Raw genomic sequence first — 25,636 nt, 5'->3', positions numbered from 1 at the left:
AGATGGATCACTATGGTCGAAACCGGCAACCCCTATCGTGATAATGTCTCTCGCCTGATCACCTGGGGGCATTGGTTCTCCTTCTTCAACATCATTCTGGCCATGCTGATTGCCACCCGCTATCTGGGTGCCATCAGCTGGCCATCGACCACGCTCGGCGTGACCTATCTCATCATCAGCTGGATAGGTCACTTCTCGTTTCTGAGCTTTGTCACCTACCTGTTGACCATATTCCCGCTGAGTTTCGTGCTGCCCAAAGAGAAGCTGCTGCGCTTCATTTCGGCCATCATCGCCACCCTGGCGCTGGTGCTCCTGCTCATCGACACCCAGGTGTTCCAGCTGTTCAAGTTCCACTTGAACGCTCAGGTGTGGCAGTTGCTGCTGGATCAGGCCCAGACCGAGGAGGGCTCGATCTGGAGCATCATCTTCGTGGCGGTACCGACCATCTTCCTGCTGCAACTGCTGCTGTCGGCCTATGTGTGGCGCAAGATCAACAAGCGCAAGCGCCGTCAGTATGGCAATCAGGTAGGGCTGGCCCTGCTGGTCTGCTTCATTCTGACCCACGTGGTCAACAGCTGGGCCGATGCCACCCTGTATCAGCCCATTACCATGCAGCGCGCCAACTTCCCGCTCTCCTACCCCATGACTGCCAAGAGCTTCCTGGCCAAGCACGGCTGGCTGGACCTGGATCAGTACGAGAAGAAGGCCGAATCCCAGGATGGCGAGAGCGAGAGCCGCTTGCGCTACCCGCTGCGCCCGCTCAGCGTCAACGCCCCCATTGCCCACAAGAACCTGCTGGTGGTGGTGGTGGATTCGTTGCGAGCCGACATGCTCAACAGCATCAACATGCCCAATCTGCAGCGTTATGCAGACAGCCATCTCAATTTCCGTAACCACATGAGTGGCGGCAATGACGACGTGATGGGGATGTTCAGCCTCTTCTATGGCCTGCCCGGCCACTATTACGACGACATCCGCAACGACAAGACACCGCCGGTACTGTTCGACGAGATGCTGCGCCAGGATTACCAGTTCGGCCTGTTTGGCGCGCTGGAAGATGCGCAGCAGTATCGCCAGAGCATCCTCTCTGGTCTGCGCAAGCAGGTGTTTGTCTCCGAGCAGACCAATGATCAGCTGCTGATCGGTGACTGGCAGCAGTGGCTCGCCAAGCGCTCGCCGGACAGACCCTGGTTCTCGCTGGTCTATCTGTCGAGCCCCGGTGATTACCAGCTGCCGGCCGACATGAAGGGCCCCTTCCAGCCCGAGCTGACCCAGTTCAATCCGGCCACCGCTTATCAGGCCAAAAACCTGCAGAAGCTTGAGAACCGTTACAAGAACACCGTCTTCTACACCGATCAGTTGCTGGAACAGATGCTGAGCCAGCTGCAACAGCAGGGCCTGAACGAGCAGACCATAGTCGTGGTGACCTCCAACCACGGTCAGGAGTTCAACGATACTCGCAGCAACAGCTGGGGTTACGGCACCAACTACTCGCCCTATCAGGTGCAGGTGCCTTTCGTGCTGGCCTGGCCGGGCAACGACACCCTGGCGCAGAGCCAGTTGAGCAGCCATCTGGATCTGGTGCCCACCCTGATGCAGGGCATGCTGGGGGTGCGCAACCCGGCACGGGACTACAGCACAGGCCGCAGTCTGTTCGACAACAGCCCGCGCAACTGGCTGCTGGCCGGGGATCAGCGTGATTTTGCCATCTATCAGGGCAACACCATCACCCACTTCAACAAGCAGGGTGATTTTGAACTGCTGGAGCGCAACAGCTACCGTCCCATCAAGCACGGCACCCCCGACATGGGTGTCATGATCCAGGTGATGAACGAGCTCAACCGCTTCTATCGCGCCCCCTGACGGCCAGAAAACCACAACTCACCAAGCCCGCTCCCGTAGCGGGCTTTTTATTGCGTGCAGCACGTGCCGGAAAACAACAGCTGGGCATCTATGCCCAAGGGAGCCCATAGGGGACGGGTTTTATGCCCAGCCAGATAGCCCTCTTCTCCTCTTCATGTTCTCACTTGCCGGCGCAAACGTTCTTCTTTTCACTACTGACCTTTTCATCAAAAACATCAATCTGATCAAGATCATAAAAACAAAATGATAATGATTATCAATCGTTGATCTGGATGGACCACTCTGCAATAATCCGCGCCCTTCAGGCTTAAATAACAATCATTCTCAAAATGAAAATACTGCTGCACTACTGGCCCATGCTGCTGTCCGGCACAGCGCTGGCCGCCAGCGATCAGACCCAACTCAATGGGACTGGCACCCCGGCTCACCTAAAGGCGCGCGAGACCATAGTGGTCAAAGGCCAGCGGGTCGAACAGAAGCTGTCCGATATCTCGGGCGCCATCACAGTCATCACCGAAGAGGATCTGGATCGCCTGATCGCCACCGAACTCACAGACGTGTTCAAGAACGAACCCGGCGTTTCTGTGACCGGCTCGGCAGGGCGTCCGCAAAACATCAGCATCCGCGGCATTGGCGGCAACCGGGTGCTGATCATCAAGGACGGGGTCAGGGTCAGCGACGGCTTCGGTGCCGACGATCTCAACGACAAGGTGGGCCGTTTCAGCTTCGACCTGGATGACGTCAAGCAGATTGAGGTGGCCAAGGGGGCAGGCTCCGCCCTGCACGGATCAGACGCCATCGGCGGCACCATCGTCATCTCCACCAAGCAGCCGGAGGATTATCTGCAGGGGCAAGATGCCTACCTCAGCAGCAAAGTCCTGCATGATGGCAGCAGCAACAAGCAGAAGTTGAGCGCCACCGGTGCCGCCCGCTGGGCTGAGACAGAACACCTGTTGCGCCTCTCTGGCTGGCAGGGGCACGAGACAGCCAACTATGACCAGAGCCGCATCCCGGCGGATCTGGATGGCCTGAGTGCCTCCACCAGTTCTCGCTTCATTCTGAACGAGCACCACCTGCTGCGCCTCGAACTCGACTACTTCGAGGACAACGCCAAGCGGGATCAGGGGCCGCGCGAAGTGCCCCAGCCCGATGGCAAATGGCAGGTCCGCCAGTATCGCGAGGACAGCACCCAGCGCTCCCAGGGCGCCAAGCTGAGCTGGGAGGCGCGCAGCCTCGACCATCTGCTGGCGGATCAGTTCACCTTGAGCCTGCACGGCAATCATGCCAAGAACAGCGCCAACAAACGCAGCCTGCTGCAAAATGACCTGCTGAGCGGCTATCCCCGCTATCGCAGCGAACGGGAGCTGGCCACCTTCACCGAGGATCTGCTCGGCGGCGAGCTGGACATTCGCCGCGATCTGACGACCGGCGCCATCGAACACAAGCTGAGCTATGGCGTCGAACTGGAGCGCGCAAGCCACGAACGGCCGGTCGACAAACTGACCTTGGAGGCGGGCATTCCCCAGCCCGGCCAATCCGCACCCTTCAGCAGTGCCCGCACGGACCGCGCCGGCATCTGGCTGGGAGATGTGGCGAGCCTTGGGCAATGGCAATTCACCCCCACACTGCGCATGGATCACCAGTGGCTGAGCCCGCAAGATGGCAAGGGTGCCAGCAACCACAGCTGGCACCTCTCCCCCAGTCTGGCCACCAGCTACCGCTTCAACGATCAGTGGCGCAGCTGGCTCAGCTATGCCAACGGTTTTAGTGCCCCCTCCTACGACAAGGTGTACGGCAATATTCCCCACTACTTTGCCCTGCCGCCGTTCGAGATCATCGCCAACCCGGACCTCAAGGAGGAGACCAGCCACAGCTTCGAGTGGGGTGTAAGCGGTGAAGGGGATGAGTGGAGCATCAAGCCGGCGCTCTTCTACAACCGCTACTACAACTTCGTCGACTGGCGCCAAGTGGGCTTCCGTCTGAGCGACGGCGTCATGCTGCGCCAATACCGCAACGTGGCCAAGTCCGAGACCTGGGGCGCCGAGATCGCCGCCAGCTACTGGCTGACCCAGCAGTGGGAACTGGCCACCAAGTTCGGCTGGGTGGATGGCAAGGACAGCCAGGGCGAGTCACCGCGCAACCTGACCCCGCTGGAGGGCAATACCCGCCTCAGCTATCAGGCCAACGACTGGAACCTGGGGCTGCAAGCCGATTATGCCGCCGCCATGAGCCGGGTGCCCACTTGCGGCAACAGCCTGACCCAGCAGCAGAGCGAGTGCATGAAGAGTGCGGGCTGGCTCAGCTTCGCCCTGACCGCCGACTGGCAGATAACAGACGCCCTCAAGGCCAACCTCAAGCTAGATAACCTGCTCGATACCCGTTACACCCGCTATCAGGATGTAGCCGGGCAGGAAGCGGGCAGCGATGCGGGACTCTACACCCAGACGGGCCGCTACCTGAGCGCCAGCCTGCGCTACACCTTCGTGGGGATCTGATGCACGCGCTATTGATAATGACGGCTCTGCTGGCCAATCCGGTGGCCTCACCCACCGAGGCCGCAGGCATGACGGCAACCACCACGGCGCCACAGAGCACGCCAGCCATTGCCAAGCGTCCCCTGTTGATGAAGGGCAAGGTAGCGCGGTGGGATCCCTATGGCGGCTGGCGTGACGACAGCCGTCAGGATCCCGCCCTGCTGGCCATGCTGGCCGAACAGAACCGCTGGACCGAGCAGCAGCTCGCCAGCCAGCGGCCGCTGGAGCAGGCGCTGCAAGCCGAGTGGCAGACACAGCCACGCGGCGAGCCCATGCCCGCCGAGTGGCACACTGAAGCGGGCAGCCAGTGGCGGATGGAGGCCGACGGCAGCCTGTGGCAACGGGCTGATGACAAGGCGCAGCCCCGTCAGCGACTGGCGCCGCGTCAACCGGCGAGCGGCTATTACGAACTCGCCGGCTGGGCACTGCACCAGAACGGGCGCTGGCTGGCCCTGGCCGAAGACCTGCGCGGCGATCTGGACTACCGCATCACCCTGCTGGATCTGGATAGCGGCAAGACCCTGACCACTCTGGCGCACAGGGCCGCCGATCTGCTCTGGAGCCTGGACGGCAAGACCCTCTACACCCTTGCCAACGAGCGCCGCACCCTGCGCCCATGGCAGCTGTGGGCCTGGCAGGATGGCAAGGAGCGGCTAGTACACCAGGAGGCCGATCCCGCCTGGCTGCTCAGCCTCTATGGCACCACGGACAAACGCCACCTGCTGCTGCAGAGCAACAACCACGACAGCTCGGAGCAGTACCTGCTGGACGAGGGAACCCCCTCTCTGCTCAAAGCCCGTCAGGCCGGTGTCGAGTACTACCTGGATACCCAAGGGGAGCGAGTGCTCATCAAGAGCAACAAAGATGGTGCCCTCGGCCTTTATCAGGTGACCAGTCTGACACAGGTGGCCGAGGGGCACTGGCAACCCCTCTGGTCCGGCGAAAACAAGAGCCTGGAGAAGTGGCGCCTGTTTGCCGACCATACGGTCCTGCAATACCGCAAGGCAGGGGACGACTGGCTCGATGTGCTGAATTCAAGCGGCCAGCTCAGCCAGCGCGTGCATCTCACCGAGGGAGCTGGCACGGCCTGGATCCAGGGCGCTCATGACCCGGCCAGCCAGCAGATCCTGATCCGCAGGCAAGGGATGGCCGAGCCGCCGCACCAGCGCTGGCTTAATCTGACCAGCGGTCAGTGGCAAGCTGGCGCGCAGACGCAGGCCCCCTCCCCCTACCGAAGCGAGCGACGCTGGGTGGTGGGCAAGGATGGGGTCAAGGTACCCGTATCTCTGGTGTGGCGCACCGACATCACCAAGCCCAAGGCGCTGCTGCTCTACGGCTACGGCGCCTATGGCACCCCCATGCGCCCCTACTACCAGCCCCAGGTGCTGAGTTTGCTGGATCGCGGTTTTGTCTACGCCATCGCTCACGTGCGCGGCGGCGGCATGCTGGGAAACGACTGGTATCTGGCAGGGCGCGGCCAGCAAAAACAGCACAGCGTGGACGACTTCCTGACCGTGGCAGAGGCGCTGGCCCGGGATCCGGCCATCGATCCTGCCCGGCTGTTCGCCATGGGCGGCAGTGCCGGCGGTCTGCTGGTGGCGGCGGCGCTCAATCAGGCACCAACCCGCTTTGCCGGCGCCGTGTTGCAGGTGCCCTTCGTCGATCTGCTCGGCACCATGAGCGATCCCGAACTGCCGCTCACCCGCCAGGAGTACGCCGAGTGGGGCAATCCGGCCATTCCCGCCGACTATGCGGCCATGCGTCGCCTGAGCCCCTATGACAACCTGCAACGGCAGCCCTATCCCCCGGTTTACGTGACCGCCGGACTGCACGACAGCCAGGTGCCTTACTGGGAGCCGCTTAAATGGGTCGCCCGGCTGCGGGAGCACAGCACGGGCAAGGGCCCCTATCTGCTGAGCACGGCTCTCGACAGCGGCCACCAGGCCAGTGCTGGCAACGCCCACCAGCAGGCAGCGCGAGAATATGCCTTCCTGCTCACCCTGGCTGGTGTTACCCGCTGATGGCACATCCTTTTCTCATTTTTGTGTTGGAGTAAACCATGAAACCCTCTTCCCTGGCCCTCTGGCTGGCGGCAACCTTGCTCTCACAGCCTCTGCTGGCGGCCGAGTTGCAGTTTGTCGATGAAAAACCCATTACCACCACGCCGCAGCAGTGGCTCGAGCAGCGCCTCGGCGTCACGCTCGCCCCCGACTACGACAGGGCCAGCCTGCTTGGCCACCACTACAGCTTCCGCCAACTGGTCAACGACTTGCCGGTGGCCACCATACAGGCGGCCGTCAGTGTCGATAAGACCGGCAAGCCCTGGCGCCTCTATCACAACAGTCGGCCGCTGCAGAGCAGCGAGCCCGGCTGCGATGTGAGCAGCAATCTGGATCCCCTGCTCAGTCAGCTACGCGATACGGGCAGCGAGATCGATCCGCAGGGAGCGGTCGAAGCCTGGTACTGGCGCGACGGCGATACCCTGGTGCCCGCCCTGCGCCAACGGGTGCGCGAACACCAGGCAGGCAACGCCAAGGCCACCTATGTACAACTGTTCGCCAGTTGCGACGGCAGCCGGGAGCTGGGCCGCTGGATGGATGCGGCCAGCACCCAGGCCAGCCGCACCGCCGACGCCGGCGACACCCAAGTGGAAGCACGAGTATTCGACCCGGATCCCCGCACCCAGCTGCAAGACGCCAGCCTGGTCTGGCACGACGAACTGGTACTGGCGGACGCCGCCTATCAGGACAGAGTTCCCCTGCCGGTCACACTGCAAGGGGGACGCTATATGCTGAGCGGCCCTCACGCCCGGGTGGTGGATGCCATGGAGCCCGATACCGCGCCTTTCAGCAGTGATGACCCGCAGGCATTCCGGTTGACCCGGGACGATCAGGGCTTTGCCGACATCAACGCCTATTACCACCTTGACTTGGCCCAGCGCCACATCAAGAAGCTGGGCTTTAGCGGGCTCATCCCCGGGGCCCTCGACATAGACACAGAGGCCGGCTATCAGGACAACTCCCTCTATGACCCTTTCGAGCGCAGACTGGAGCTGGGCCGCAGCGGCGTGCCCGATGCCGAAGATCCCATGGTGATCTGGCACGAGTTCGGCCACGCGGTGCAGCACCACATAGTGCCGGATCTCGGGGAGGAGGCAGACTGGGGCGCCATCGGCGAGGGCTTCAGCGACTACCTGGCCGCCAGCCACCGCCAGCGCAGCGAGGCGGGTCGCCAGTTCGAACCGGCCATGGTATTCAACTGGGATGCACGCTTCACCGATCGTACCCCGCGCCAGCTGGATGATCTGCGGGCCCGCTACCACCCGGACTACAGCTATCCGGCCCACCGCACCATCAACGGCAGCAACGGCGATCAGTTGTGGGGCACACCGCTGTTCCAGGCCCTGCTGGCCTCGGTAACCGAGCATGGCGAAGGGGCCAGGGACGAGTTTGACCGCGTCATCATCGAATCCCACTTCGGGCTGGGCCCGGCCATTCGCATGCCACAGCTGGCCCGCATCACTGTGGACACGGCGGCGCGGCTCTACCCGGCCCGTCACTACGCCAGCCATCTGGAGCACGCCTTCCGTCAGCACGGCCTCTTGCTGGCGCCGGTCAATATCGCGCTGGCCGAGGGCAGCGCCATCGAGCTGGGACAGCGTCAATCCGTACAGGTGACACTCACCAATCAGGGCTCGGCGCCAGTGACCCTCAATGAGCTGACCCTGACCCTGCCCGCCGGGCTGCAGGCCGATCCCTACCAATGGCAAGCCACCACACTGGCGGCAGGTGCCAGCACCACTACCACGCTGCGACTGCTGGCCCAGAGCCCGCTGGCCTGCGGCGATGAGGTGAGCCTGCCGGTAAGCCTCGTCATGACGGGGACCAGTCCGACCGAGCGCCAGTGGCAGCAGCCACTGAGCCTGCCCATAGGCACGCCTATCATCAGCCGCGCCACTGGCCAGCCGCTGCTCCTCAGCGATGCCCAGAGCGAGGAAGTACGCGGCTTGAGCCAAGCCAGCCTGCAGCTGGAGAAGACCAACGCCAAAGTGAGCGAGCAGTTGCAACTGACCCTGGATCTGCAACACGACGCCCTGGATGAGCTGGAGATCTGGCTCAACTCCCCCTCCGGCACCCGCATCCAGATCTGGGACAAGGGCTACAGCCCACTGCCGCGGCTGAAAGGTGTCTTCCCTACCGAGCTGCTGCCCCTGCAAGCCTTCACCCCCTTGCTGGGAGAGCCGCTGGCCGGCAGATGGACGCTGGAAGTGGTGGACAGCAAACCCGGGTATCAGGGCCGCATCAATGGCTGGAGCATCAGCCAGCGCATCGGCGCCCAGTGTGGTGAACCCATAGCTCCGCCGGATGACGGCATCATCCACTTCCCGGTGGACGACAGCAGTGGCGGCGGTGCGGCCAACCTGCTCTGGCTGCTGCCGCTGGCGATCTGGCGCCGCCTTCGCCAGCGCGGCTGAGTAACCCACCCACATATAAGAAGAAGGGGCCCTGGCCCCTTCCCAAGGACAAGAGATGAATCCAACCTATTCCCGCCTGGCCTGCCTGCTGGCCCCCCTGCTCACCGCCTGCGGTGGCGGCGGCTCGGATGAGGCGCCGCTGGCGGCACCTGCCTATACCCTGAACGTCAGTCTGCCCGAGAGTGGCACCCTGTGCGTCAATCTCAACCAGAACACCCGCTGTGACGAGGGAGAGCCCAGCGTCAGCGGCGTAGCCGGTGCCCGTCAGCTGAGCGGCACCGCCCCCGCCCTGCTGACCAGTCCGCTGCTGTTCCTGCCAACCAACCCGGCAGCGCCGGCGCTGCTGCACCCGGCCGCCCGACTGGATGGCCAGACCCTGACCCCCAGCCTGCTCAGCACCCTGCTGCAAAGCAGCATCGCCGAGGGACATCCGCCCAAACAGGCACTCGACGAGATGTTGGCCGCGCTGGCGCCGCTGCAACCAGGTCAAGGGCTGGCCGCCCTGTCGCAACTGGCCGACTTCAACCTGGCGCTGGGGCAACTGCTGCAGACGGTGATCAGGGATGCCGAGCCGGAGACATCGGACCTTTCGCCCGTCCTCCTGCAAGCCGTGGTGTGGCCGGCCCTCGGCAGCCTGCTGCCCGAGCTGGCCAGCCACTTTGCCCAGCACGGCGAGCTGACCAGCCTGCAAGAGAGCGTCACCCGCATGCTGCAACAGCAATACTCCCATCCCCTGGTCACCGGCAGCGGCGTCACTACCTACACGGATGGTGTCGACTACCTGCTCACCGAAGAGCCCGCCGACCACCCGGGCCAGGAAGCCAGCCTAGGCAAGGCCCCGCTGCGCTATCGCAAGCTGGATGGCAAGGGCCAGCCCCTGCCGGATGACGCCCCCCAGTGGGAATGTGTGGAGGATCTCACTACCCGCCTCGTCTGGGAGAGGAAGCTGAATGATGCAAAGAGCCCACGCGATCTGCATCGCACCTTCGCCTGGGAGCTTGGCGACTATCACCCCACCCAGCAGGAGCTTGACTACGCCTGCCCGCAAGGCGAGGCCATCTGCACCACAGAGCAATATCGCCAGTGGCTCAACACCCAGCAGCTGTGCGGCATCACCAGCTGGCGCATGCCCCACTCGCGCGAGCTGATGAGCCTGCAACACTACGGCTCGCTCGCCCGCCAGTATGGCCAGCTGGTCACCATGGATGTGCGCTACTTCCCCGATGTCGGCACCACCACCAAGGATTTCAGCGGCTACTACTGGAGCCAGACCCTGACCCCGTCCCGTCGGCTGGAGAGCGCCCCCCTGAGCGCCATCGTCCATATTTTCCTCGGCGATGACGCCGGTACCGACTACGCCACCACAGTTCAAAACAGCGATGATGCCAACGGTCTGCAACTGCGGCTGGTGGCGGAGGTAACCCGATGAACCGCTTGATGTTGACCCTGCTGCTGACCCTTGGCAGCCCCCTCGCCCTGGCCACCGCCATCTGCGACGACACCATGCCCAGAACCAGCCCCACCGCCCGCTTCATCGATCGCGGCAACGGCACCGTCACGGATCGATCCACCGGCCTGACCTGGATGCGCTGCCAGCTCGGCCAGAGCTGGCGCAACCAGAGCTGCAGCGGCGAACCGACCCGGCTTTACTGGCAGCAGGCCCTGCTGACCGCAGAGCGGATCCGCACCGAGCCGAGCCATGCCCTGTACAACTTCGGCGGCCACGGCGGCTGGCGCCTGCCCACCATCAAGGAGCTGACCAGCGTGCTGGAGTCCGCCTGCTACAAGCCGGCGCTCAACGAAACCATCTTCCCCCGCGCCATGGCCGGTGAAGGGAAAGAGGTGAACGACGGTTACGTCTATCTCTGGTCCTCGACCCCGGTGCCGGCCAGCAAGAGCGTCGCCTATCTGGATATCACCAGCGGCGCCGTCGGCATGCGGGCGCCCGGCGCCTGGGCCAAACAGCTACTCCTGGTGCGTTGATTGCACGGGGGTGGCCACAGGATCCCGCTGAAAAGCGGATCCTTGTCCGGCCACCTCCGAGCTGTGCAAAAGCGCTGTACACCGAATGTGCACCTTGTCAGAAAATAACCAGAAGACGTCATCCTGTGCCGGATCTGGCAGGATTTGCACCCCGGATCGCTGGCATGAAACGGGCAGAGCGGTTAGTCTAGCGGCGTTGAACCAATCCCCATGAGGTACAGATGAAAACCGTATTGCGTTTTAGCCTGCTGGGCGCCTTGTTGCTGGGCGGCCATGCCTTCGCCGCCGAACCGAAAAAATTTGATATCAGCATGTTTCCGGCCGCCGAAGTAAACCAGGAACGTGTCGTGATCCGCCTGCCGGAAGTCGAGAACGAAGCCGACATGATGGTCGAGCTGCAGGTCGGCAAGAAAATGATGGTCGACTGCAATGTGCCGCGTTTCGCCGGCAACCTTGAGCAGCACAGCGTCAAGGGCTGGGGCTACAACTACCTGATGCTCGGCAAGGTATCCGATCCCATCAGCACCCTGATGGCCTGCCCGGATGTCCAGAAGAAAGAGACCTTCGTCCAGATATACGGTCAGGGCTTCTTCGTGAACTACAACTCCAAGCTGCCGTTCGTGCTCTACGTCCCGCAGGAGTATGAAGTGCGCTACCGTCTGTGGCGTGCGGATAACCTGGCCCAGCCAGCCATGATAGAGTAAGTCTCCATCGAGACCAAACCTCCCGCTTTGGTTCATGAACGACACAAAATAGAGCGCCAAACGGCGCTTTATTTTTAACCAAATTTCGTCGCCCCAGACGGCCGAACCTTGACATAACCTGACATAACTCCGCTTTTTTTCTCGCTTTTTTGCTCCTGCCCTCCCCGAATATCCACTGGATCATGGCTAAATCATTTTCAATGAAAATTATTTATCCATATAGTGAAAAAATTGATTTTGCACTCTGCGACGGCCTGATGATACTTGCCCGCAAAGGTCAAACTAACCAGAAAAAGAGCACTATGAGCTTCGAATCCGACAAGCGTTTCAACGACTTCAAACATTTTCCCCGTGGCCTGCGTCGCAGTGGTGAATTCACTGTTGCCGAAGCGGACAGTCTGGAAAAATACGGCACCGCCATGCTGGCGCTCTATCAGGGCAACCTGGCGCCGCGCGATGACGTAGAAAGCGCCTTTATCGAACAGGTCAAATCCGGCGCTGCCGGCAGCAATCCCCACGCCAAGGTGTGGTTCAAGTATCTGAAGGTGATAGGTCCCAAGCGCGTGCATCGTCTGTGCACAGTCGCAGGCGGCGCCAACGAGGAAACCGGCGGCGGTGGTTTTGACGGCGGCAACGGCGGCGGTAGCGACGAGTCCATCGATTAATGGATACCGAACTGCTTCGGACCTTTATCGAGGTCAGCAAGACCCGGCACTTTGGCCGGGCTGCTGAGAATCTCTACCTGACCCAGTCGGCGGTGAGCTTTCGGATCCGCCAGCTCGAGCAGCAACTCGGGGTCAGTCTGTTTGCCCGTCATCGCAACAACATCCGCCTGACCGCGTCCGGCGAGCGTCTGCTGCCCTATGCAGACGCCATCTTGCATACCCTGGGTAGGGCCAAGCAGGACGTGGCACTCTCCCCCGGTTTCAGCCAGCAGCTCGCCATAGGCGCGCCCGCCGTGTTCTGGGAGCTCGATTTCAACGACTGGCTCAATCATGTCTATGCGCTGGCTCCCGGCCTCGCCGTGCGGCTCGAAACCGCATCCCGCGAGCACCTGTGCCGCCAGCTGCTGGAGCGCTCCCTCGACTTGGCCCTGCTCTCCGAGCCAACCAAGATCGATGAGATTGCCCTGCATCCCATCGGCGAACTGGTGTTTGAACTGGTGAGCCGGGATAGCACAGCCAACGCCGACAGCCTGATGCAAATGCCCCACATTCACCTCGACTGGGGCACCAGCCTGGAGCCACAACCCAGCCGCTTGCAGAGCCTGCAAAAGACACCCGTGCTGCACTCGAGCTCCGCCAACATGGCGCTGCAGTTCGTGCTGGCCAATGGGGGGGCCGCCTACCTGCCACGGCGGATGGTGAGTCCCTTCCTGGAAAAGGGGCAGCTGCATCTGGTGGAGGGAGGCCAGCCACTGAGCCGCCCGCTCTACCTCGCCTATCTGGAGAAGTCCGATCGTCGGGAGCTGATCGATCGGCTGCTGACCCTGCCCCTTGGCTGGGATGGCGCCGATCTGCGCCTGCCGCAGCCTGAATAACCTCGGGTGATAGCACAGACAGAAAAGGGGCCGAAAAGGCCCCTTTTTTATGGTGCTTGTGTGCAATCGCATCAGCCGTGCTGGCGGCGATCGTTGGCCTGGGCCAGCAACATGCGGCTCTCGCGCAGAAACTCGTCGGCATGCTCGCCAAAAAAGCCGGATACCTGCGAGAAGGCATCGATAAAACCGGCTCTGTCCCCCTGCTCCAGCAGCCCCAACACCTCGCCGAAGTTCTGGTAGTAGCGGCGGATCATCGCCAGATTCTGCGGTGACGACAATATGATGTCGGCATAGAGCTCAGGATCCTGGGCAAACAACCGCCCCACCATGGCCAGCTCCAACCGGTAGATGGGGGAGCTTAAGTTAAGCAGGCGGTCGATGTTGGCCTGCTCCCGGGAGAGGTGCCAGCCATAGGCAAAAGTGGCGAAGTGGCGCAGCGCCTGAATGAGGGTCATGGCCTCGTCGTGAGCTTTGGCCTCGACTTGCTGCAAGCGCGCGCCCCAGATGGTCATCTGATCCAGCAACCACTGACTGGCGGCCGCATCACGGCCCTGACAGCAGACGATCACCTGCTTGGCGAGGCTCGCCACATCGGGTCCGAACATGGGGTGCAGCCCCAGAACAGGACCTTTGTGCACCGCCAACATATGGGCAAGCGGCTCGCTCTTGACGCTGGTGACATCCACTAGCAGACAATCGGCGGGCAAGTTGCCGAGGCGGTCGATGATCTGACAGGTGATGTCGATGGGCACGGCCACCATGACCAGACCCGCGTCGGCCAGGATCTCGTCAGCTCGCGGCCAGTCTGCTTGTTCGAGGGTCACAACCCGGTAGCCGGAGAGGCTGAACATGTGGCCGAACAAGCGGCCAAGTTGACCCTGTCCGCCTATGATGACCACTTTGCCAAGATCCGGCTTCATACACTTGAAGCCGGTGTCTTTTTCGCTGGCATAAGATTCACGCATGACCCGGCGCAGCACATCCTCGATGAGGTCCCCCGGCACCCCCAACAGTTCGGCCTCGGTGCGACGGCGGGCCAGCATGCTCGCCTCCCTGTCCGGTGCATAAATGGGCAGGCCGTGGCGGCTCTTCACCTCACCCACTTCCCCCACCAGGGCCAGCCGTGCGGCCAGCAGATCGATCAGCTGTCTGTCCACCGCATCAATCTTGTCCCTGAGGGCATTCAACTCTTCAGCCATATCCAGTCCCTGCTGGCGCCGCTGGCGGCGGCGCCCTGTGATTCAAGAGGCAACAAGGTATCACTGCGTGGTCAGTGATACCTCTATGGTTCAATCAGTTACGACAAGATACCACGGCTTACCGTGCAGTTCTGCCCTTGAGCGGCGCCGCCAGCTCGCGATGGCATCGCTCCAGCAGAGCGGCTGTGCTATCCCAGTCGATGCAGGCATCGGTGATGGAGACGCCGTAACGCATCTGCTCTTTGGGCTGCTCGCTGGACTGGTTGCCTTCGAACAGGTTGGATTCGAGCATCACCCCTATGATGGAGCGGTTGCCCTCCTGGATCTGGTGGATAACGTTGTCGGCCACCTTGGGCTGCAAGCGGTGATCCTTGCTGGAGTTGCCGTGACTGCAATCCACCACCAGGCCGGGCAGCAGGCCCGCCTTTTCCAGTGCCTCTTCCGCCAGCGACACATTGACCGAGTCGTAGTTCGGGTGCTTGCCGCCGCGCAGGATGACGTGGCCATCCGGGTTGCCCTGGGTCTGCAGCAAGGCAACCTGGCCCTGCTGGTTGATCCCCATGAAGGCATGGGGGCTGGAAGCCGCCTGCAGCGCATTGATGGCGGTACCCAGATTACCGTCTGTGCCGTTCTTGAAGCCCACCGGCATGGAGAGGCCGGACGCCATCTCCCTGTGGGTCTGGGATTCTGTGGTACGGGCGCCGATGGCCGACCAGGAGAAGAGCTCCGCCAGGTATTGCGGGCTGATGGGGTCGAGCGCTTCAGTCGCCAGCGGCAATTCCAGCTCCGCCAGCCAGCAGAGCAGCTCACGGGCGCGATGCAGCCCCAGCTCCACATCGAAGGTGCCATCCAGGTTCGGGTCGTTGATAAAGCCTTTCCAGCCGACCGTGGTGCGCGGCTTCTCAAAGTAGACCCGCATGACAATGTAGAGAGAATCCTGATAGGCATCATGCAGCGCTTTGAGTCTGGTTGCGTACTCTTTGGCGGCGTCCATGTCGTGGATGGAACAGGGTCCACAGATCACCAGCAGGCGGTGATCACGACGGTGGATGATGTCGGCTATGGTAGTGCGGGCCCCTTGCACGAAAGCCAGCGCCTGGTCGGAGATGGGTAGCTTCTCCTTGAGCTGGGCAGGCGTGATCATCACTTGTTCGGATTGGATATGGATGTTGTTCAGGGGGTCTCTTTGCATGATCTCATTCTCTCTACAGTATTTAAGCCAATTGCACTGAATGTATTCTTTTGTTTACACAAGTCAGTGCTTTGTTACGCAACCGCCCTCACCTTACCAAGGAAAAACAAACAATCAAGTGAAACTAGCGGATTAACTGTCTAACAGGTGGATAAACGACCAATAAGGCGACCTAAACAACCAGAAAGTAGCGAGTAAAAAGCCCCTGATCCGACAAAATCGTAAATATATCGTTACACCCTGATACTGCCGTCAGTACTGCTCGACCACTATCCCACTCCTGCCCTTGCCTCCATTTTATAAAAAAGCGGGGCACCTGGCCCCGCTTGCGTTCCCGTCTTGCTCTTCTTTTATGATTTGCCGTGTGCCTTGATGGCGTCGACCGCCTTGTCCGGGAAGTCGCTGAACACCCCGTCCACATCGGCCTGATAGAGGAAGATGTTGAGCAAATCGCTGAAATCCTTGGCGTAGGCCGGGATCTGCCCCTCATCCTGACGGAAGGTATAAGGGTGTACTTTAAGGCCAGCGGCGTGGGCCTCTTTCACCATGCCGGTAAACACAGGTTTGCCCGGGGTGCCCGGCTCCGTGACTATCATCGGCTTCCAGGGGCCTATGCCTTCCGCGTAGCCAGCTATGGTCTTCATGGCCCCCGGCTTGAACATCCAGTCATAGTCGTAAGGGGTTGCCTGGCCCTTGGCGTCATAGACCATGGTCTCGTTCCAGTCGGTCTCGGCCATCAGCTGCACCAGTTTCAAGTCCATGCCTAAGGCGGGCATCAGCTCGCTGTTGATGCGCTTGAGCTCGTTGGCATCGAAGCACTGCAGATAGACCTTGTCATCCTTCCCTGTGTAACCGTACTCCTTGAGCACGTTCAAGACGGCCTTGGAGATGTCCTTGCCTTCGTGGCGAAACAGCCAGGGGGCCTTGATCTCCGGATAGATACCTATGTTCTTGCCGGTGCTCTTGTTGAGCCCCTGGATCATCTCTATCTCTTCCTGGAAGGTGTGGATCTTGAAGCTGGACTTCCACAGCGGGAAGCGGGCCGGATAGACCGGCACCTGCTTGCCATCCACCAGCTGGAACGGCTCCGTCATGCTCAGGGAGCGCACCTCGGCCAGGGTGAAGTCCACCACATAGTAACGACCGTCCGGGCGGGCCCGACCGGGGAAGCGCTCGGCCACGTCCGTGATGCCGTCGAGGAAGTGATCGTGCATCACCACCAGATGGTCATCCTTGGTCATCACCAGATCCTGCTCCAGATAATCGGCTCCCATGCCATAGGCCAGCGCCTTGGATGCCAGGGTGTGCTCGGGCAGATAGCCCGAAGCGCCACGGTGGGCGATCACTATCTTGCCTTCGTCGGCAGCAAGAGCGGGCAATGCAAGGGCGGCCCCCAGGCCAAGGGCTATCAGGGAGAGAGAGATTTTTTTCATGCGAGGTGCTCTTTGTTATTGTTTATTTGGTGTAGGTGTTTGTTATAGCAGAGGTTTGTTGCATTTTAACGACGGGCGGCCAAGGGGCCGCCCGCTTCTTCATCAGCTTGCCTTGGGCAGGGCGTGCTGATGTTGTTCCAGCCAGGCGTGCAGCTGCTGCTGCTCAGGCTGGGAGAGGCGAAGCCCCAGCTTGCTGCGACGCCACAGTATGTCTTCCATCGAATGGGCCCACTCGCGGCTCATCAGATAACGCACTTCCGACTCGTACAGGCCGGCGCCAAAGTGCTGGCCGCGCTCCTCGTGCAACCAGAGGCGGGCGTGGCTGCCATAGGCCTCGGCGATGCGATGGGCGTTGCGCTCATCCAGCCAGTCGAATTCGAGCATATAGGCACGCGCCAACTCGGTAGTGGAGCAATCAAATTCGCCACCAGGCAGACGGCTGGTGGCGGTCCAATCCTCACCCATCTGGCTGAACCAGGGCTTGAGCTTGTTGCAGGCGGCTTGGGCCAGCTTGCGATAGGTGGTGAGCTTGCCGCCAAACACGGACAAGAGTGGCGCACCGTCGGATTCACCGGAGAGCTCGAGGGTATAGTCACGGGTCACGGCCTGGGGGGAATCGGACTCGTCATCGCAGAGCGGTCGCACGCCGGCATAGGTCCAGATGACATCTTTGGGCGCTATCTGGCGGGTAAAGTGAGCGTTGACCACCTTGCACAGGTAGTTGATTTCGGCGTCGCTGATCTTCGCCTCGCGCGGGCTGCCCTTGTGCTCCACGTCCGTGGTACCGATGAGGGAGTAATCCTGCTGATAAGGGATGACAAAGACGATGCGGTTGTCTTCGTTTTGCAGGATATAGGCCTCTTCGCGCTCATGAATACGCGGCACTATGATGTGGCTGCCCTTGATGAGGCGAATGCCGCGCGGGGATTTCTCGTGCAGGCTCTCATCATAGAAGGTTTTGACCCAGGGACCGGCTGCATTGACCAGACCACGGCAGGTGACGGTGAACTGCTCGCCCCCTTCCCGCTCCAGAGTCAACGTCCAGTGCTTGGAGCCGCGCACCGCCTTGATGCAGCGGGTGCGGGTCTGCACCTCGGCCCCTTTATCACGAGCCATCATGGCGTTGAGTACTACAAGGCGGGCGTCATCGACCCAGGCATCCGAGTACTCGAAGCCTTTGTTGATACCGGCGGTCAAGCCGTCCTGGGGCAGGAAGCGCACGCCGCAGCTGCCCTTGAGCTTGTCGCGCTTGGCCAAGTTGTCATACAGGAAGAGACCGGCGCGGATCATCCAGGCCGGACGCAGGTGCGGGCGGTGCGGCAGACGAAAACGCATGGGGCGGGCGATATGCGGCGCCATGCCAAGCAGCACTTCCCGCTCAGCCAAGGCCTCTTTCACCAGCCGGAATTCGTAATGTTCGAGGTAACGCAAGCCGCCGTGGATCAGCTTGCTGGAGTTGGAGGAGGTGGCAGAGGCGAGATCCTGTGCCTCGAACAGGGCAACCTTCAGACCCCGACCCGCTGCATCAGCCGCAATGCCCACCCCATTGATGCCGCCGCCAACGACGACCAGATCATAATGTTCGCTCATGTTCACCTACTCTTTCTTATTTTGTGTTGCCATGACAGCAATGTTTGATTTCGCTCATATTAGAGCATGAAAAAATGATAAACGAACATTTTATGGAGAAAATGTGATCGCGATTGTTTTGGCAATGCTAAAAATGCTGCCAGTCGGTGATCAGGACGTCAGCAAGGGGCTGGCTGGCAAAAAAGCGTGCGCGAGAGCGCGCTCATACCCAGAGTGGTGGTGAGCCGGAAAGCAGCAGGAGGAAGGGGAAGAGAGGGGGAAAAGCGGCCGCCGTCATGGCGGCCTGGTGCCAGATAGGGGTTAACGGCGGCTCAGCAGATGTGGCATTCGATCTGGTGCTGGGACATGAGCCGCATCAGCTTCTCGGGCGGCTCCTGATCGGTGAACAGGGCGTGGATCTGGTTGAGGTTACCCAGATTGACCATGGCATTGCGACCGAACTTGGTGTGGTCGGCGGCCAGAAACACCTGGCGGGAGTGGGCTATGATGGCCTGGGCAATCTTCACCTCGTGGTAGTCGAAATCGAGCAGAGAGCCGTCATTGTCGATGCCCGAGATACCGATGACACCGTAATCCATGCGGAACTGACCGATGAAGTCGCGGGTCGCCTCCCCCACTATGCCGCCATCCCGGTTGCGGATCTCGCCACCGGCGATGATGACGGTGAAGTCATCCTTGGCGGTGAGAATGCTGGCGACGTTGAGGTTGTTGGTCACCACGCGCAGCTCGCGGTGATCGAGCAGGGCGCGGGCGATGGCCTCCGTGGTGGTCCCTATGTCGATGAAGAGAGAGGAGCCATCGGGAATATTGGCGGCCACTTCGCGGGCGATACGCTCTTTCTCCTTGAGCTGCATCACTTTGCGGGCACTGTAGGCGGTATTGACGGTACTCGAATGCAGGGAGGCACCGCCATGATGGCGCCGGATCTTGTTCTGTTCGGCGAGATCGTTCAGATCACGGCGAATGGTCTGGGGACTGACGTCAAAGTGGGTCACCAGATCCTCCGTCGAGACAAAGCCCTGCCGCGTCAGGACGTCCAGTATCTCCAGATGTCGTTGGGTTTGCTTCACGCTTGAACTCCGATGATGAGACGAAAAAAGGCCCCGGCAGATGCGGGGCCTTTGGCAGTTTACCTGATCCCTTTTCGGATCGATAAGGGCAGGATCACGTTTTATGCCTTATCGGCAGCCGCCTTCTTGGCAGCGACGGCGATGTTCTCATGCTTGAGGGTCATGGCCAGCAGTATGATGGAGATCACGCAAGACGCGGTCAGCACCATGAAACCGCCATCCCAGCCGAAGTGGTCAACGGTATAGCCCAGCATGGCGTTGGCCGCCACTGCACCACCCAGATAACCGAACAGCCCGGTGAAGCCTGCCGCGGTACCGGCTGCCTTCTTGGGTGCCAGCTCCAGTGCATACAGACCGATCAGCATGACGGGGCCATAGATCAGGAAGCCGATGGCGACCAGAGCCAGCATGTCGACGGTGGGGTTGCCCGCCGGGTTGAGCCAGTAGACCAGCACAGCCAGGGTGACCAGCACCATGAACAGGATACCGGCCGGGGCACGGCGGCCCTGGAACAGCTTGTCAGAGATCCAGCCGCACAGCAGGGTGCCTGGAATACCGGCCCACTCGTACAGGAAATAGGCCCAGGAGGAGTTGTCGACAGTGAAATCCTTGGCCTCTTTCAGATAGGTCGGAGCCCAGTCCAGCACACCGTAACGAATGAGGTAAACGAAGGCGTTGGCAATGGCGATGTACCACAGAAGCTTGTTGTGCAGCACGTACTTCATGAAGATTTCCTTGGCGGAAAACTCCTTCTCGTGGCTGGCATCATAGTCCTTCGGATAGTCGTCCTTGTACTCCTCGATGGGCGGCAGACCGACCGATTGCGGGGTGTCACGCATCACGAAGAAGGCGATCACCGCAATGGCGGCAGCGGCAGCAGCCGGTACATAGAAGGCACTGCGCCAGTCATTGAACCAGCCCATCCCCAGGATGAACAGCGGGCCAATCAGGCCACCGCCGACGTTGTGCGCCACGTTCCAGACCGCGACCACTTCGCCACGCTCTTTCTGTGACCACCAGTGCACCATGGTGCGACCGCAGGGCGGCCAGCCCATGCCTTGTACCCAACCGTTCAGGAACAAGAGCACGAACATGATGGCGATGCTGGAGGTAGCCCAGTGCACAGTCCCCATCATGAACATGATACCGGCCGACAACAGCAGACCGGCAGAGAGGAAGTAGCGGGCGTTGGATCGGTCAGACACGTTCCCCATCAGGAACTTGGACAGACCATACGCAATGGAAACCCCGGACAGGGCCAGGCCCAGATCACCGCGGGAGAATCCCTGTTCGATCAGGTAAGGCATCGCCAGACTGAAGTTTTTCCGTACCAGGTAGTAACCGGCATAACCAAAGAAGATCCCGAAAAACACCTGCCAACGCATGCGTTTGTAGAAGGGGTCGACCTTGTCGGCCGGAAGCCTGTCTATGTGTGGTGCAGGCCTGAAGAGACTAAGCATGTTCTGCTTCCTTATTGTTGTTGTGGGCGGTTGAGGGTGCCCTGTCCATGCTGACCAACCAGAGGAGTCCTGATTCGAAAGCGAGCCTATTGTGCTCATATGTGAACATTTAATCTGTGATGGAGGCTCAAATATTGCAGTTTTATTACAAAATAAAGCGCCGGATGAGTAAACACTCATCAGCGGCTATCCCTTGCAGGGCAAGGGATAGAGGTACCCACTAAGTGGTACAAACCCTGTTGCAACTTGCTTTCCGTCACATTTTTTTAGCAATGAATGGGATCTTGTCCACAGTTCCTGCGGGGAGGGAGTGGTGAATGGCCGATTTAGGTTTATTTTCTCTCTCGTCCGAGAACGAGCGCAAACGAGCATAACGTTTGCGTCAGCTCAAAAAACAAGAAAAAACGTTTTCGGATGCAGTAATGGGACTGAAAAAACAACAAAACGGAACATCAAACCTACTCTGGGTGGATATAAGGAATAAAAGTATGAGCATACAAAGACCCAATACCCTGCTTGGCGAGTGCATCGCCGAGTTTATCGGAACCGGCCTGCTGATATTTTTCGGCGTCGGTTGTGTGGCCGCCCTGGTGCTGGCCGGTGCCAACTTCGGACAATGGGAAATCTCTATTACCTGGGGTCTGGGTGTCGCCATCGCCATCTATGTGACCGGCGGTATTTCAGGTGCCCACCTGAACCCGGCCGTGACCCTGGCGCTGATGACCTTCTGCGGGTTCGACAAGCGTAAAGTGGTGCCCTACATCATCGCTCAGGTCGCCGGTGCCTTCAGCTTCGCCGCCCTTGTCTACTTCCTTTATGGCGGCCTGTTCACCCAGTGGGAAGTGACCCACAACGTGGTACGCGGCAGCGTCGAAAGCCTCGGCTCCGCCGGCATCTTCTCCACCTACCCGAACGCCCTGCTCTCCAACATGCAAGCCTTCGCGGTCGAGCTGGTGATCACCGCCGTTCTGATGCTGGGCATCATGGCGCTGGGTGACAACAACAACGGCGCCCCCAAAGGCTTCGCCGCCGCCCTGCTGATCGGTATCCTGATCGCCGTGATCGGTGCCTCCCTCGGCCCGTTAACCGGCTTTGCCATGAACCCTGCCCGTGATTTCGGCCCCAAACTGTTTGCCTTCCTGGCAGGCTGGGGTGACGTGGCCATGACTGGTGGTCGTGACAACCCCTACTTCTGGGTGCCCATCCTTGGCCCCATCGTCGGTGCCCAGCTTGGTACCGCCCTGTATGTGAAAGTGTTGGCTCCCTGTGTGCCTGGCAACCGTGTTGCCGCCACCGAGCAAGCTGCCCAAACCGCCAAAGAAGAGGCCGCCGCATAAGAGCGGCCCTCCCCAACGTGTAACAACGTGGAAAATAAAAACGTGGAGAACATCATGTCTGCTGAAAAAAAATATGTCGTCGCTCTGGACCAGGGTACTACCTCCTCCCGCGCCATCGTGTTTGACCAGGATGCCAATATCGTCGGCACCTCCCAGCGCGAATTCACCCAGCACTACCCGAAAGCTGGCTGGGTAGAGCACGACCCCATGGAGATCTGGGCGACCCAGTCCTCCGTCTTCACCGAAGTACTGGCCAAGACTGGCCTGCGCAGCGAAGAGATTGCCGCCATCGGCATCACCAACCAGCGTGAAACCACAGTGGTATGGGAAAAGGCCACCGGCAAACCCATCTACAACGCCATTGTCTGGCAGTGCCGCCGCACCGCAGCCATCTGCGAAGAGCTCAAGGCCCGTGGCCTGGAAGAGTATGTTCGCGAGAACACCGGCCTGGTGCTGGACGCCTACTTCTCCGGCACCAAGGTGAAGTGGATCCTCGACAACGTCGAAGGGGCCCGCGAGAAGGCGATGAACGGCGAGCTGCTGTTCGGCACCATAGACACCTGGCTGGTATGGAAGATGACCAATGGCGAAGTGCATGTCACTGACCCGACCAACGCCTCCCGCACCATGCTCTACAACATCCGCGACCTGAAGTGGGACGAGAAGATGCTGGACGAGCTGGGCATTCCCTTGTCCATGCTGCCAGAGGTCAAGCCCTCCTCCGAAGTGTATGGCTACACCACCCGTGGCGGCGGCTCCCGCATTCCCATCGCCGGCATTGCCGGTGACCAGCAGTCTGCCCTGTTCGGTCAGCTCTGCTTCGAAAAAGGGATGGCCAAGAACACCTACGGTACCGGCTGCTTCCTGTTGATGAACACGGGCACAGAGCCGGTTCGCTCCAGCAACGGCCTGCTGACTACCGTCGCTATCGGCCCGAAAGGGGAAGTGAACTACGCGCTGGAAGGGGCTGTCTTTATGGGCGGCGCTACCGTGCAGTGGCTGCGTGACGAGCTGAAACTCATCCACGATGCCCGCGATACCGACTACTTTGCCTCCAAGGTGGGTGACACCAATGGCGTCTATCTGGTGCCGGCCTTCGTCGGCCTAGGCGCGCCCTACTGGGATCCGTATGCTCGCGGCACCATGGTCGGCCTGACCCGTGGCGCCAACCGCAACCACATCATCCGTGCTGCGCTGGAATCCATCGCCTACCAGAGCCGTGATGTGCTGGATGCCATGCAGCAGGACTCCGGCATCAAGCTGGCCGCCCTCAAGGTAGACGGCGGCGCGGTTGCCAACGACTTCCTGATGCAGTTCCAGTCCGACATGATGCACACCCCTGTGGTGCGTCCGACCCGCATCGAGACCACCGCCATGGGCGCCGCCTTCCTGGCCGGTCTGGCCGTCGGCTTCTGGAAGAGCTCTGACGAGCTGGAAGACAAGTTCAGCGTGGATCGTGAATTCATCCCGCAGATGAGCCACGAAGAGCGCAACAAGCTCTATCACGGCTGGCAAAAAGCGGTTGAGCGTTCACGCCGCTGGGCCGAAGAGGATTAATCGGGCAACCGACATCTTTCCGAGATGAACAAACAAAGAGGCCGACAGCGATGTCGGCCTCTTCTTTGAGCTCTTTATCCACACCGGCCATTGGCAACGTATATCTACCGGCCAGTCAAATCCCTTCCCCTTGTCACGGCTGGGTGCCAGCGACGTCTTCCCCCCTGCAAAGGGGAAGCCGGGAGGGGGCGGCCCTTCCCACTCCCCCCTCACAGGGTATGGCTGCCGATCTGCTCCTTGATAAAGTCGAGCCAGACCCGCAACCGGATATCCCGCTGGGCATCGGAGTAGAAGACCGCATTGACGGGACGCGAGGCACCGCTGTTGCTGCGAGCCAGCACCTCCACCAGGGCGCCGCTTGCGCGATCCGGCCCTGTCATGAAGTCTGACAGGCAGACGATCCCCTGCCCCGCCAACGCCAGCTGGCGCAGGGTCTCGCCGCTGCTGGCCCGCAGGGTCGGGGTAATGGGAAAGCGATCCCCCTGCTCGGCACTGAGCAGCGGCCAGTGGTTGAGGTGATCGGGATGCAAAAAACCCAGCAGTTCGTGGCCCGCCAGCAGATCCGCCGGTTGGCGCGGTGTGCCGCGTTCGTTCAAATACGCAGGGGATGCCAGCAGCCGCAGCCGCGTGCGACCGAGCGGCAAGGCACGCAGGGAAGAATCCGTCAGCTCGCCGATACGAATGGCCATGTCCACCCGCCGCTCCATCAGATTGATGAAACCTTCCGAGCTGTGCAGTTGCAGCTCGATGGCGGGATAGCGGCGGCGAAACTCGCCGATGATGGGTACCAGTCGATGCAGGATAAAGGGGGTGGCCGCATCGACCCGCAATATTCCCTCCGGCTGCTCCTTGCGCATCAACAGATGCCCCTCCGCCTCGCTCATCTCGGTCAGGATATTTACCGCCCGCTGATAGAACCAGCTCCCCTCCTCGGTCAAACTGACCCGACGGGTGGTGCGATTGAGCAGCAGGGTGGCTAGCTTCTCCTCGAGCCGCTTGATGCCGCGACTCACCACAGAGTTGTCCATGCCGAGGTTCTCCGCCGCCTGGCGAAAACTGCCCGCCTCCACCACGGCCACGAACAGGGTCAGTTCATCAGAATGGGTCTTCATTGCTGTTATCCAGGCAAGAGTATTGGGCCTTTATAGGCGTAATCGCTCAGGGTTGGCAAGGTCGTCATGATCCCAAATTCTTTATTTCCACAGATAAATAACGTGATGCTCAGCTCAAACCAGACTCTCCCTTTGCCAGTACAATGCAGCCAAACCGGCATCGTATGGCGCCAATCATGACAAGGACGACCGAATGACATTCGAAAACAGGCTGGCCGCCGCCCATAGAGAGCTGGTCGAGAAGGGCCTGCAGACGCTCAACTACAACCCCCCGATCATCTGGCTGCTGCGAAAGGCGGGGTTCACCATCAGGCCGCCCCACTACGAACGCTTTCTGGTCAATGTCCTTGCTCTGGGGATCCCCACCGGCGCTATCTGGGGGGTGTTGATGTGGTTCTTCGGCTGGCAAGATGAGGTGAGCCCGGTATTCGCCCTGCGCCAGAGCCTGCTGTTTGGCATAGGGCTCGGCCTGCTGATGGCGACCTGGCTCTGGTTTCGGCGCAAGCAGCTCAAGCTGACCCCTTGGGACGCTTTGCCCCACTCCACGATCCGCACGCAAAAACGCTGGCAACCGAAATAATCACCGAC

The 25,636-nt window shown here is 60.8% G+C and carries 19 protein-coding genes; 12 read left to right on the top strand and 7 right to left on the bottom strand.

The window, feature by feature from the left end; genetic code table 11:
* Window positions 1-12 precede the first annotated feature (12 nt).
* The 9 genes from AACX78_RS09515 (at window position 13) to hdfR (ending at window position 13,098) form a co-directional block, all read left to right on the top strand.
* Window positions 13-1,863 carry a DUF3413 domain-containing protein gene (locus AACX78_RS09515; protein WP_159166048.1) on the top strand — a complete coding sequence of 617 codons (1,851 nt, stop codon included), beginning with the start codon at window positions 13-15 and terminating at the stop codon, window positions 1,861-1,863.
* 329 nt (window positions 1,864-2,192) lie between these two features.
* Window positions 2,193-4,358, top strand: a complete 2,166-nt coding sequence (locus AACX78_RS09510) for a TonB-dependent hemoglobin/transferrin/lactoferrin family receptor (RefSeq protein ID WP_159166047.1) — start codon at window positions 2,193-2,195, stop codon at window positions 4,356-4,358.
* Complete coding sequence (locus AACX78_RS09505) at window positions 4,358-6,418, top strand: prolyl oligopeptidase family serine peptidase (protein ID WP_159166046.1); 2,061 nt, start codon at window positions 4,358-4,360, stop codon at window positions 6,416-6,418. The genes AACX78_RS09510 and AACX78_RS09505 overlap by 1 nt, the downstream gene beginning before the upstream one ends.
* Before the next feature lie 38 nt (window positions 6,419-6,456).
* On the top strand, window positions 6,457-8,871 hold the full coding sequence (locus tag AACX78_RS09500; protein WP_159166045.1) for a proprotein convertase P-domain-containing protein: 2,415 nt from the start codon (window positions 6,457-6,459) through the stop codon (window positions 8,869-8,871).
* 55 nt (window positions 8,872-8,926) lie between these two features.
* Window positions 8,927-10,300, top strand: a complete 1,374-nt coding sequence (locus AACX78_RS09495) for an Lcl C-terminal domain-containing protein (RefSeq protein ID WP_159166044.1) — start codon at window positions 8,927-8,929, stop codon at window positions 10,298-10,300.
* On the top strand, window positions 10,297-10,854 hold the full coding sequence (locus AACX78_RS09490) for an Lcl C-terminal domain-containing protein (protein WP_159166043.1): 558 nt from the start codon (window positions 10,297-10,299) through the stop codon (window positions 10,852-10,854). The genes AACX78_RS09495 and AACX78_RS09490 overlap by 4 nt, the downstream gene beginning before the upstream one ends.
* Window positions 10,855-11,075: 221 nt before the next feature.
* Window positions 11,076-11,558 carry a serine protease inhibitor ecotin gene (eco, locus tag AACX78_RS09485; protein ID WP_005310087.1) on the top strand — a complete coding sequence of 161 codons (483 nt, stop codon included), beginning with the start codon at window positions 11,076-11,078 and terminating at the stop codon, window positions 11,556-11,558.
* 302 nt (window positions 11,559-11,860) lie between these two features.
* Window positions 11,861-12,223 carry a DUF413 domain-containing protein gene (locus AACX78_RS09480; protein WP_005310084.1) on the top strand — a complete coding sequence of 121 codons (363 nt, stop codon included), beginning with the start codon at window positions 11,861-11,863 and terminating at the stop codon, window positions 12,221-12,223.
* Window positions 12,223-13,098, top strand: a complete 876-nt coding sequence (gene hdfR / locus AACX78_RS09475) for an HTH-type transcriptional regulator HdfR (protein ID WP_017412115.1) — start codon at window positions 12,223-12,225, stop codon at window positions 13,096-13,098. The genes AACX78_RS09480 and hdfR overlap by 1 nt, the downstream gene beginning before the upstream one ends.
* A 71-nt stretch (window positions 13,099-13,169) precedes the next feature.
* Here hdfR and tyrA read toward each other — a convergent pair whose 3' ends face one another.
* From tyrA to glpT, 6 genes are all read right to left on the bottom strand, one after another.
* Entirely contained in the window at window positions 13,170-14,297 is a 1,128-nt protein-coding gene (gene tyrA, locus AACX78_RS09470) for a bifunctional chorismate mutase/prephenate dehydrogenase (protein ID WP_159166041.1), read from the bottom strand.
* Window positions 14,298-14,415: 118 nt separating this feature from the next.
* Complete coding sequence (locus AACX78_RS09465) at window positions 14,416-15,489, bottom strand: 3-deoxy-7-phosphoheptulonate synthase (protein WP_021138526.1); 1,074 nt, start codon at window positions 15,487-15,489, stop codon at window positions 14,416-14,418.
* A gap of 350 nt (window positions 15,490-15,839) precedes the next feature.
* The gene (glpQ, locus tag AACX78_RS09460; RefSeq protein WP_159166040.1) at window positions 15,840-16,922 is read right to left on the bottom strand and encodes a glycerophosphodiester phosphodiesterase; all 1,083 of its coding nucleotides are present in this window, start codon (window positions 16,920-16,922) and stop codon (window positions 15,840-15,842) included.
* 102 nt (window positions 16,923-17,024) lie between these two features.
* Entirely contained in the window at window positions 17,025-18,512 is a 1,488-nt protein-coding gene (gene glpD, locus AACX78_RS09455; protein WP_159166039.1) for a glycerol-3-phosphate dehydrogenase, read from the bottom strand.
* A 311-nt stretch (window positions 18,513-18,823) separates the two neighbouring features.
* A complete protein-coding gene (locus AACX78_RS09450) occupies window positions 18,824-19,582 on the bottom strand; it encodes a DeoR/GlpR family transcriptional regulator (protein WP_005310067.1) in 759 nt (252 codons plus the stop codon).
* A gap of 101 nt (window positions 19,583-19,683) precedes the next feature.
* Entirely contained in the window at window positions 19,684-21,042 is a 1,359-nt protein-coding gene (gene glpT, locus AACX78_RS09445) for a glycerol-3-phosphate transporter (protein ID WP_159166038.1), read from the bottom strand.
* Between the two features lie 488 nt (window positions 21,043-21,530).
* Here glpT and AACX78_RS09440 point away from each other — a divergent pair, with 488 nt between their 5' ends.
* Together AACX78_RS09440 and glpK are read left to right on the top strand one after the other, a co-directional pair.
* Entirely contained in the window at window positions 21,531-22,379 is an 849-nt protein-coding gene (locus tag AACX78_RS09440) for an MIP/aquaporin family protein (protein WP_021138521.1), read from the top strand.
* Window positions 22,380-22,433: 54 nt separating this feature from the next.
* Window positions 22,434-23,936 (top strand): glycerol kinase GlpK, encoded by a 1,503-nt coding sequence (gene glpK / locus AACX78_RS09435; protein WP_005310059.1) that lies wholly within the window; start codon window positions 22,434-22,436, stop codon window positions 23,934-23,936.
* Between the two features lie 209 nt (window positions 23,937-24,145).
* Here glpK and AACX78_RS09430 read toward each other — a convergent pair whose 3' ends face one another.
* Complete coding sequence (locus AACX78_RS09430; protein WP_159166037.1) at window positions 24,146-25,048, bottom strand: LysR substrate-binding domain-containing protein; 903 nt, start codon at window positions 25,046-25,048, stop codon at window positions 24,146-24,148.
* 193 nt (window positions 25,049-25,241) lie between these two features.
* Here AACX78_RS09430 and AACX78_RS09425 point away from each other — a divergent pair, with 193 nt between their 5' ends.
* Window positions 25,242-25,628, top strand: a complete 387-nt coding sequence (locus AACX78_RS09425; protein ID WP_159166036.1) for a DUF6404 family protein — start codon at window positions 25,242-25,244, stop codon at window positions 25,626-25,628.
* Window positions 25,629-25,636: the final 8 nt, after the last annotated feature.

The organism is Aeromonas sp. 9A, assembly GCF_963900955.1.
GTDB classification, from domain to species: domain Bacteria; phylum Pseudomonadota; class Gammaproteobacteria; order Enterobacterales; family Aeromonadaceae; genus Aeromonas; species Aeromonas salmonicida.
The sequence above is the reverse complement of the archived record's forward strand: the minus strand, read 5'-3'. Positions and strand labels throughout refer to the sequence as shown.

Coding starts and splice junctions, on each gene's coding strand:
- AACX78_RS09440 (WP_021138521.1), top strand. CDS start 21,531: ATGAGCATACAAAGACCCAATACCCTGCTTGGCGAGTGCATCGCCGAG.
- AACX78_RS09465 (WP_021138526.1), bottom strand. CDS start 15,489: ATGCAAAGAGACCCCCTGAACAACATCCATATCCAATCCGAACAAGTG.
- AACX78_RS09495 (WP_159166044.1), top strand. CDS start 8,927: ATGAATCCAACCTATTCCCGCCTGGCCTGCCTGCTGGCCCCCCTGCTC.
- eco (WP_005310087.1), top strand. CDS start 11,076: ATGAAAACCGTATTGCGTTTTAGCCTGCTGGGCGCCTTGTTGCTGGGC.
- AACX78_RS09430 (WP_159166037.1), bottom strand. CDS start 25,048: ATGAAGACCCATTCTGATGAACTGACCCTGTTCGTGGCCGTGGTGGAG.
- AACX78_RS09490 (WP_159166043.1), top strand. CDS start 10,297: ATGAACCGCTTGATGTTGACCCTGCTGCTGACCCTTGGCAGCCCCCTC.
- AACX78_RS09515 (WP_159166048.1), top strand. CDS start 13: ATGGTCGAAACCGGCAACCCCTATCGTGATAATGTCTCTCGCCTGATC.
- glpD (WP_159166039.1), bottom strand. CDS start 18,512: ATGAGCGAACATTATGATCTGGTCGTCGTTGGCGGCGGCATCAATGGG.
- AACX78_RS09425 (WP_159166036.1), top strand. CDS start 25,242: ATGACATTCGAAAACAGGCTGGCCGCCGCCCATAGAGAGCTGGTCGAG.
- tyrA (WP_159166041.1), bottom strand. CDS start 14,297: ATGGCTGAAGAGTTGAATGCCCTCAGGGACAAGATTGATGCGGTGGAC.
- glpQ (WP_159166040.1), bottom strand. CDS start 16,922: ATGAAAAAAATCTCTCTCTCCCTGATAGCCCTTGGCCTGGGGGCCGCC.
- AACX78_RS09480 (WP_005310084.1), top strand. CDS start 11,861: ATGAGCTTCGAATCCGACAAGCGTTTCAACGACTTCAAACATTTTCCC.
- glpT (WP_159166038.1), bottom strand. CDS start 21,042: ATGCTTAGTCTCTTCAGGCCTGCACCACACATAGACAGGCTTCCGGCC.
- glpK (WP_005310059.1), top strand. CDS start 22,434: ATGTCTGCTGAAAAAAAATATGTCGTCGCTCTGGACCAGGGTACTACC.
- AACX78_RS09500 (WP_159166045.1), top strand. CDS start 6,457: ATGAAACCCTCTTCCCTGGCCCTCTGGCTGGCGGCAACCTTGCTCTCA.
- AACX78_RS09505 (WP_159166046.1), top strand. CDS start 4,358: ATGCACGCGCTATTGATAATGACGGCTCTGCTGGCCAATCCGGTGGCC.
- hdfR (WP_017412115.1), top strand. CDS start 12,223: ATGGATACCGAACTGCTTCGGACCTTTATCGAGGTCAGCAAGACCCGG.
- AACX78_RS09510 (WP_159166047.1), top strand. CDS start 2,193: ATGAAAATACTGCTGCACTACTGGCCCATGCTGCTGTCCGGCACAGCG.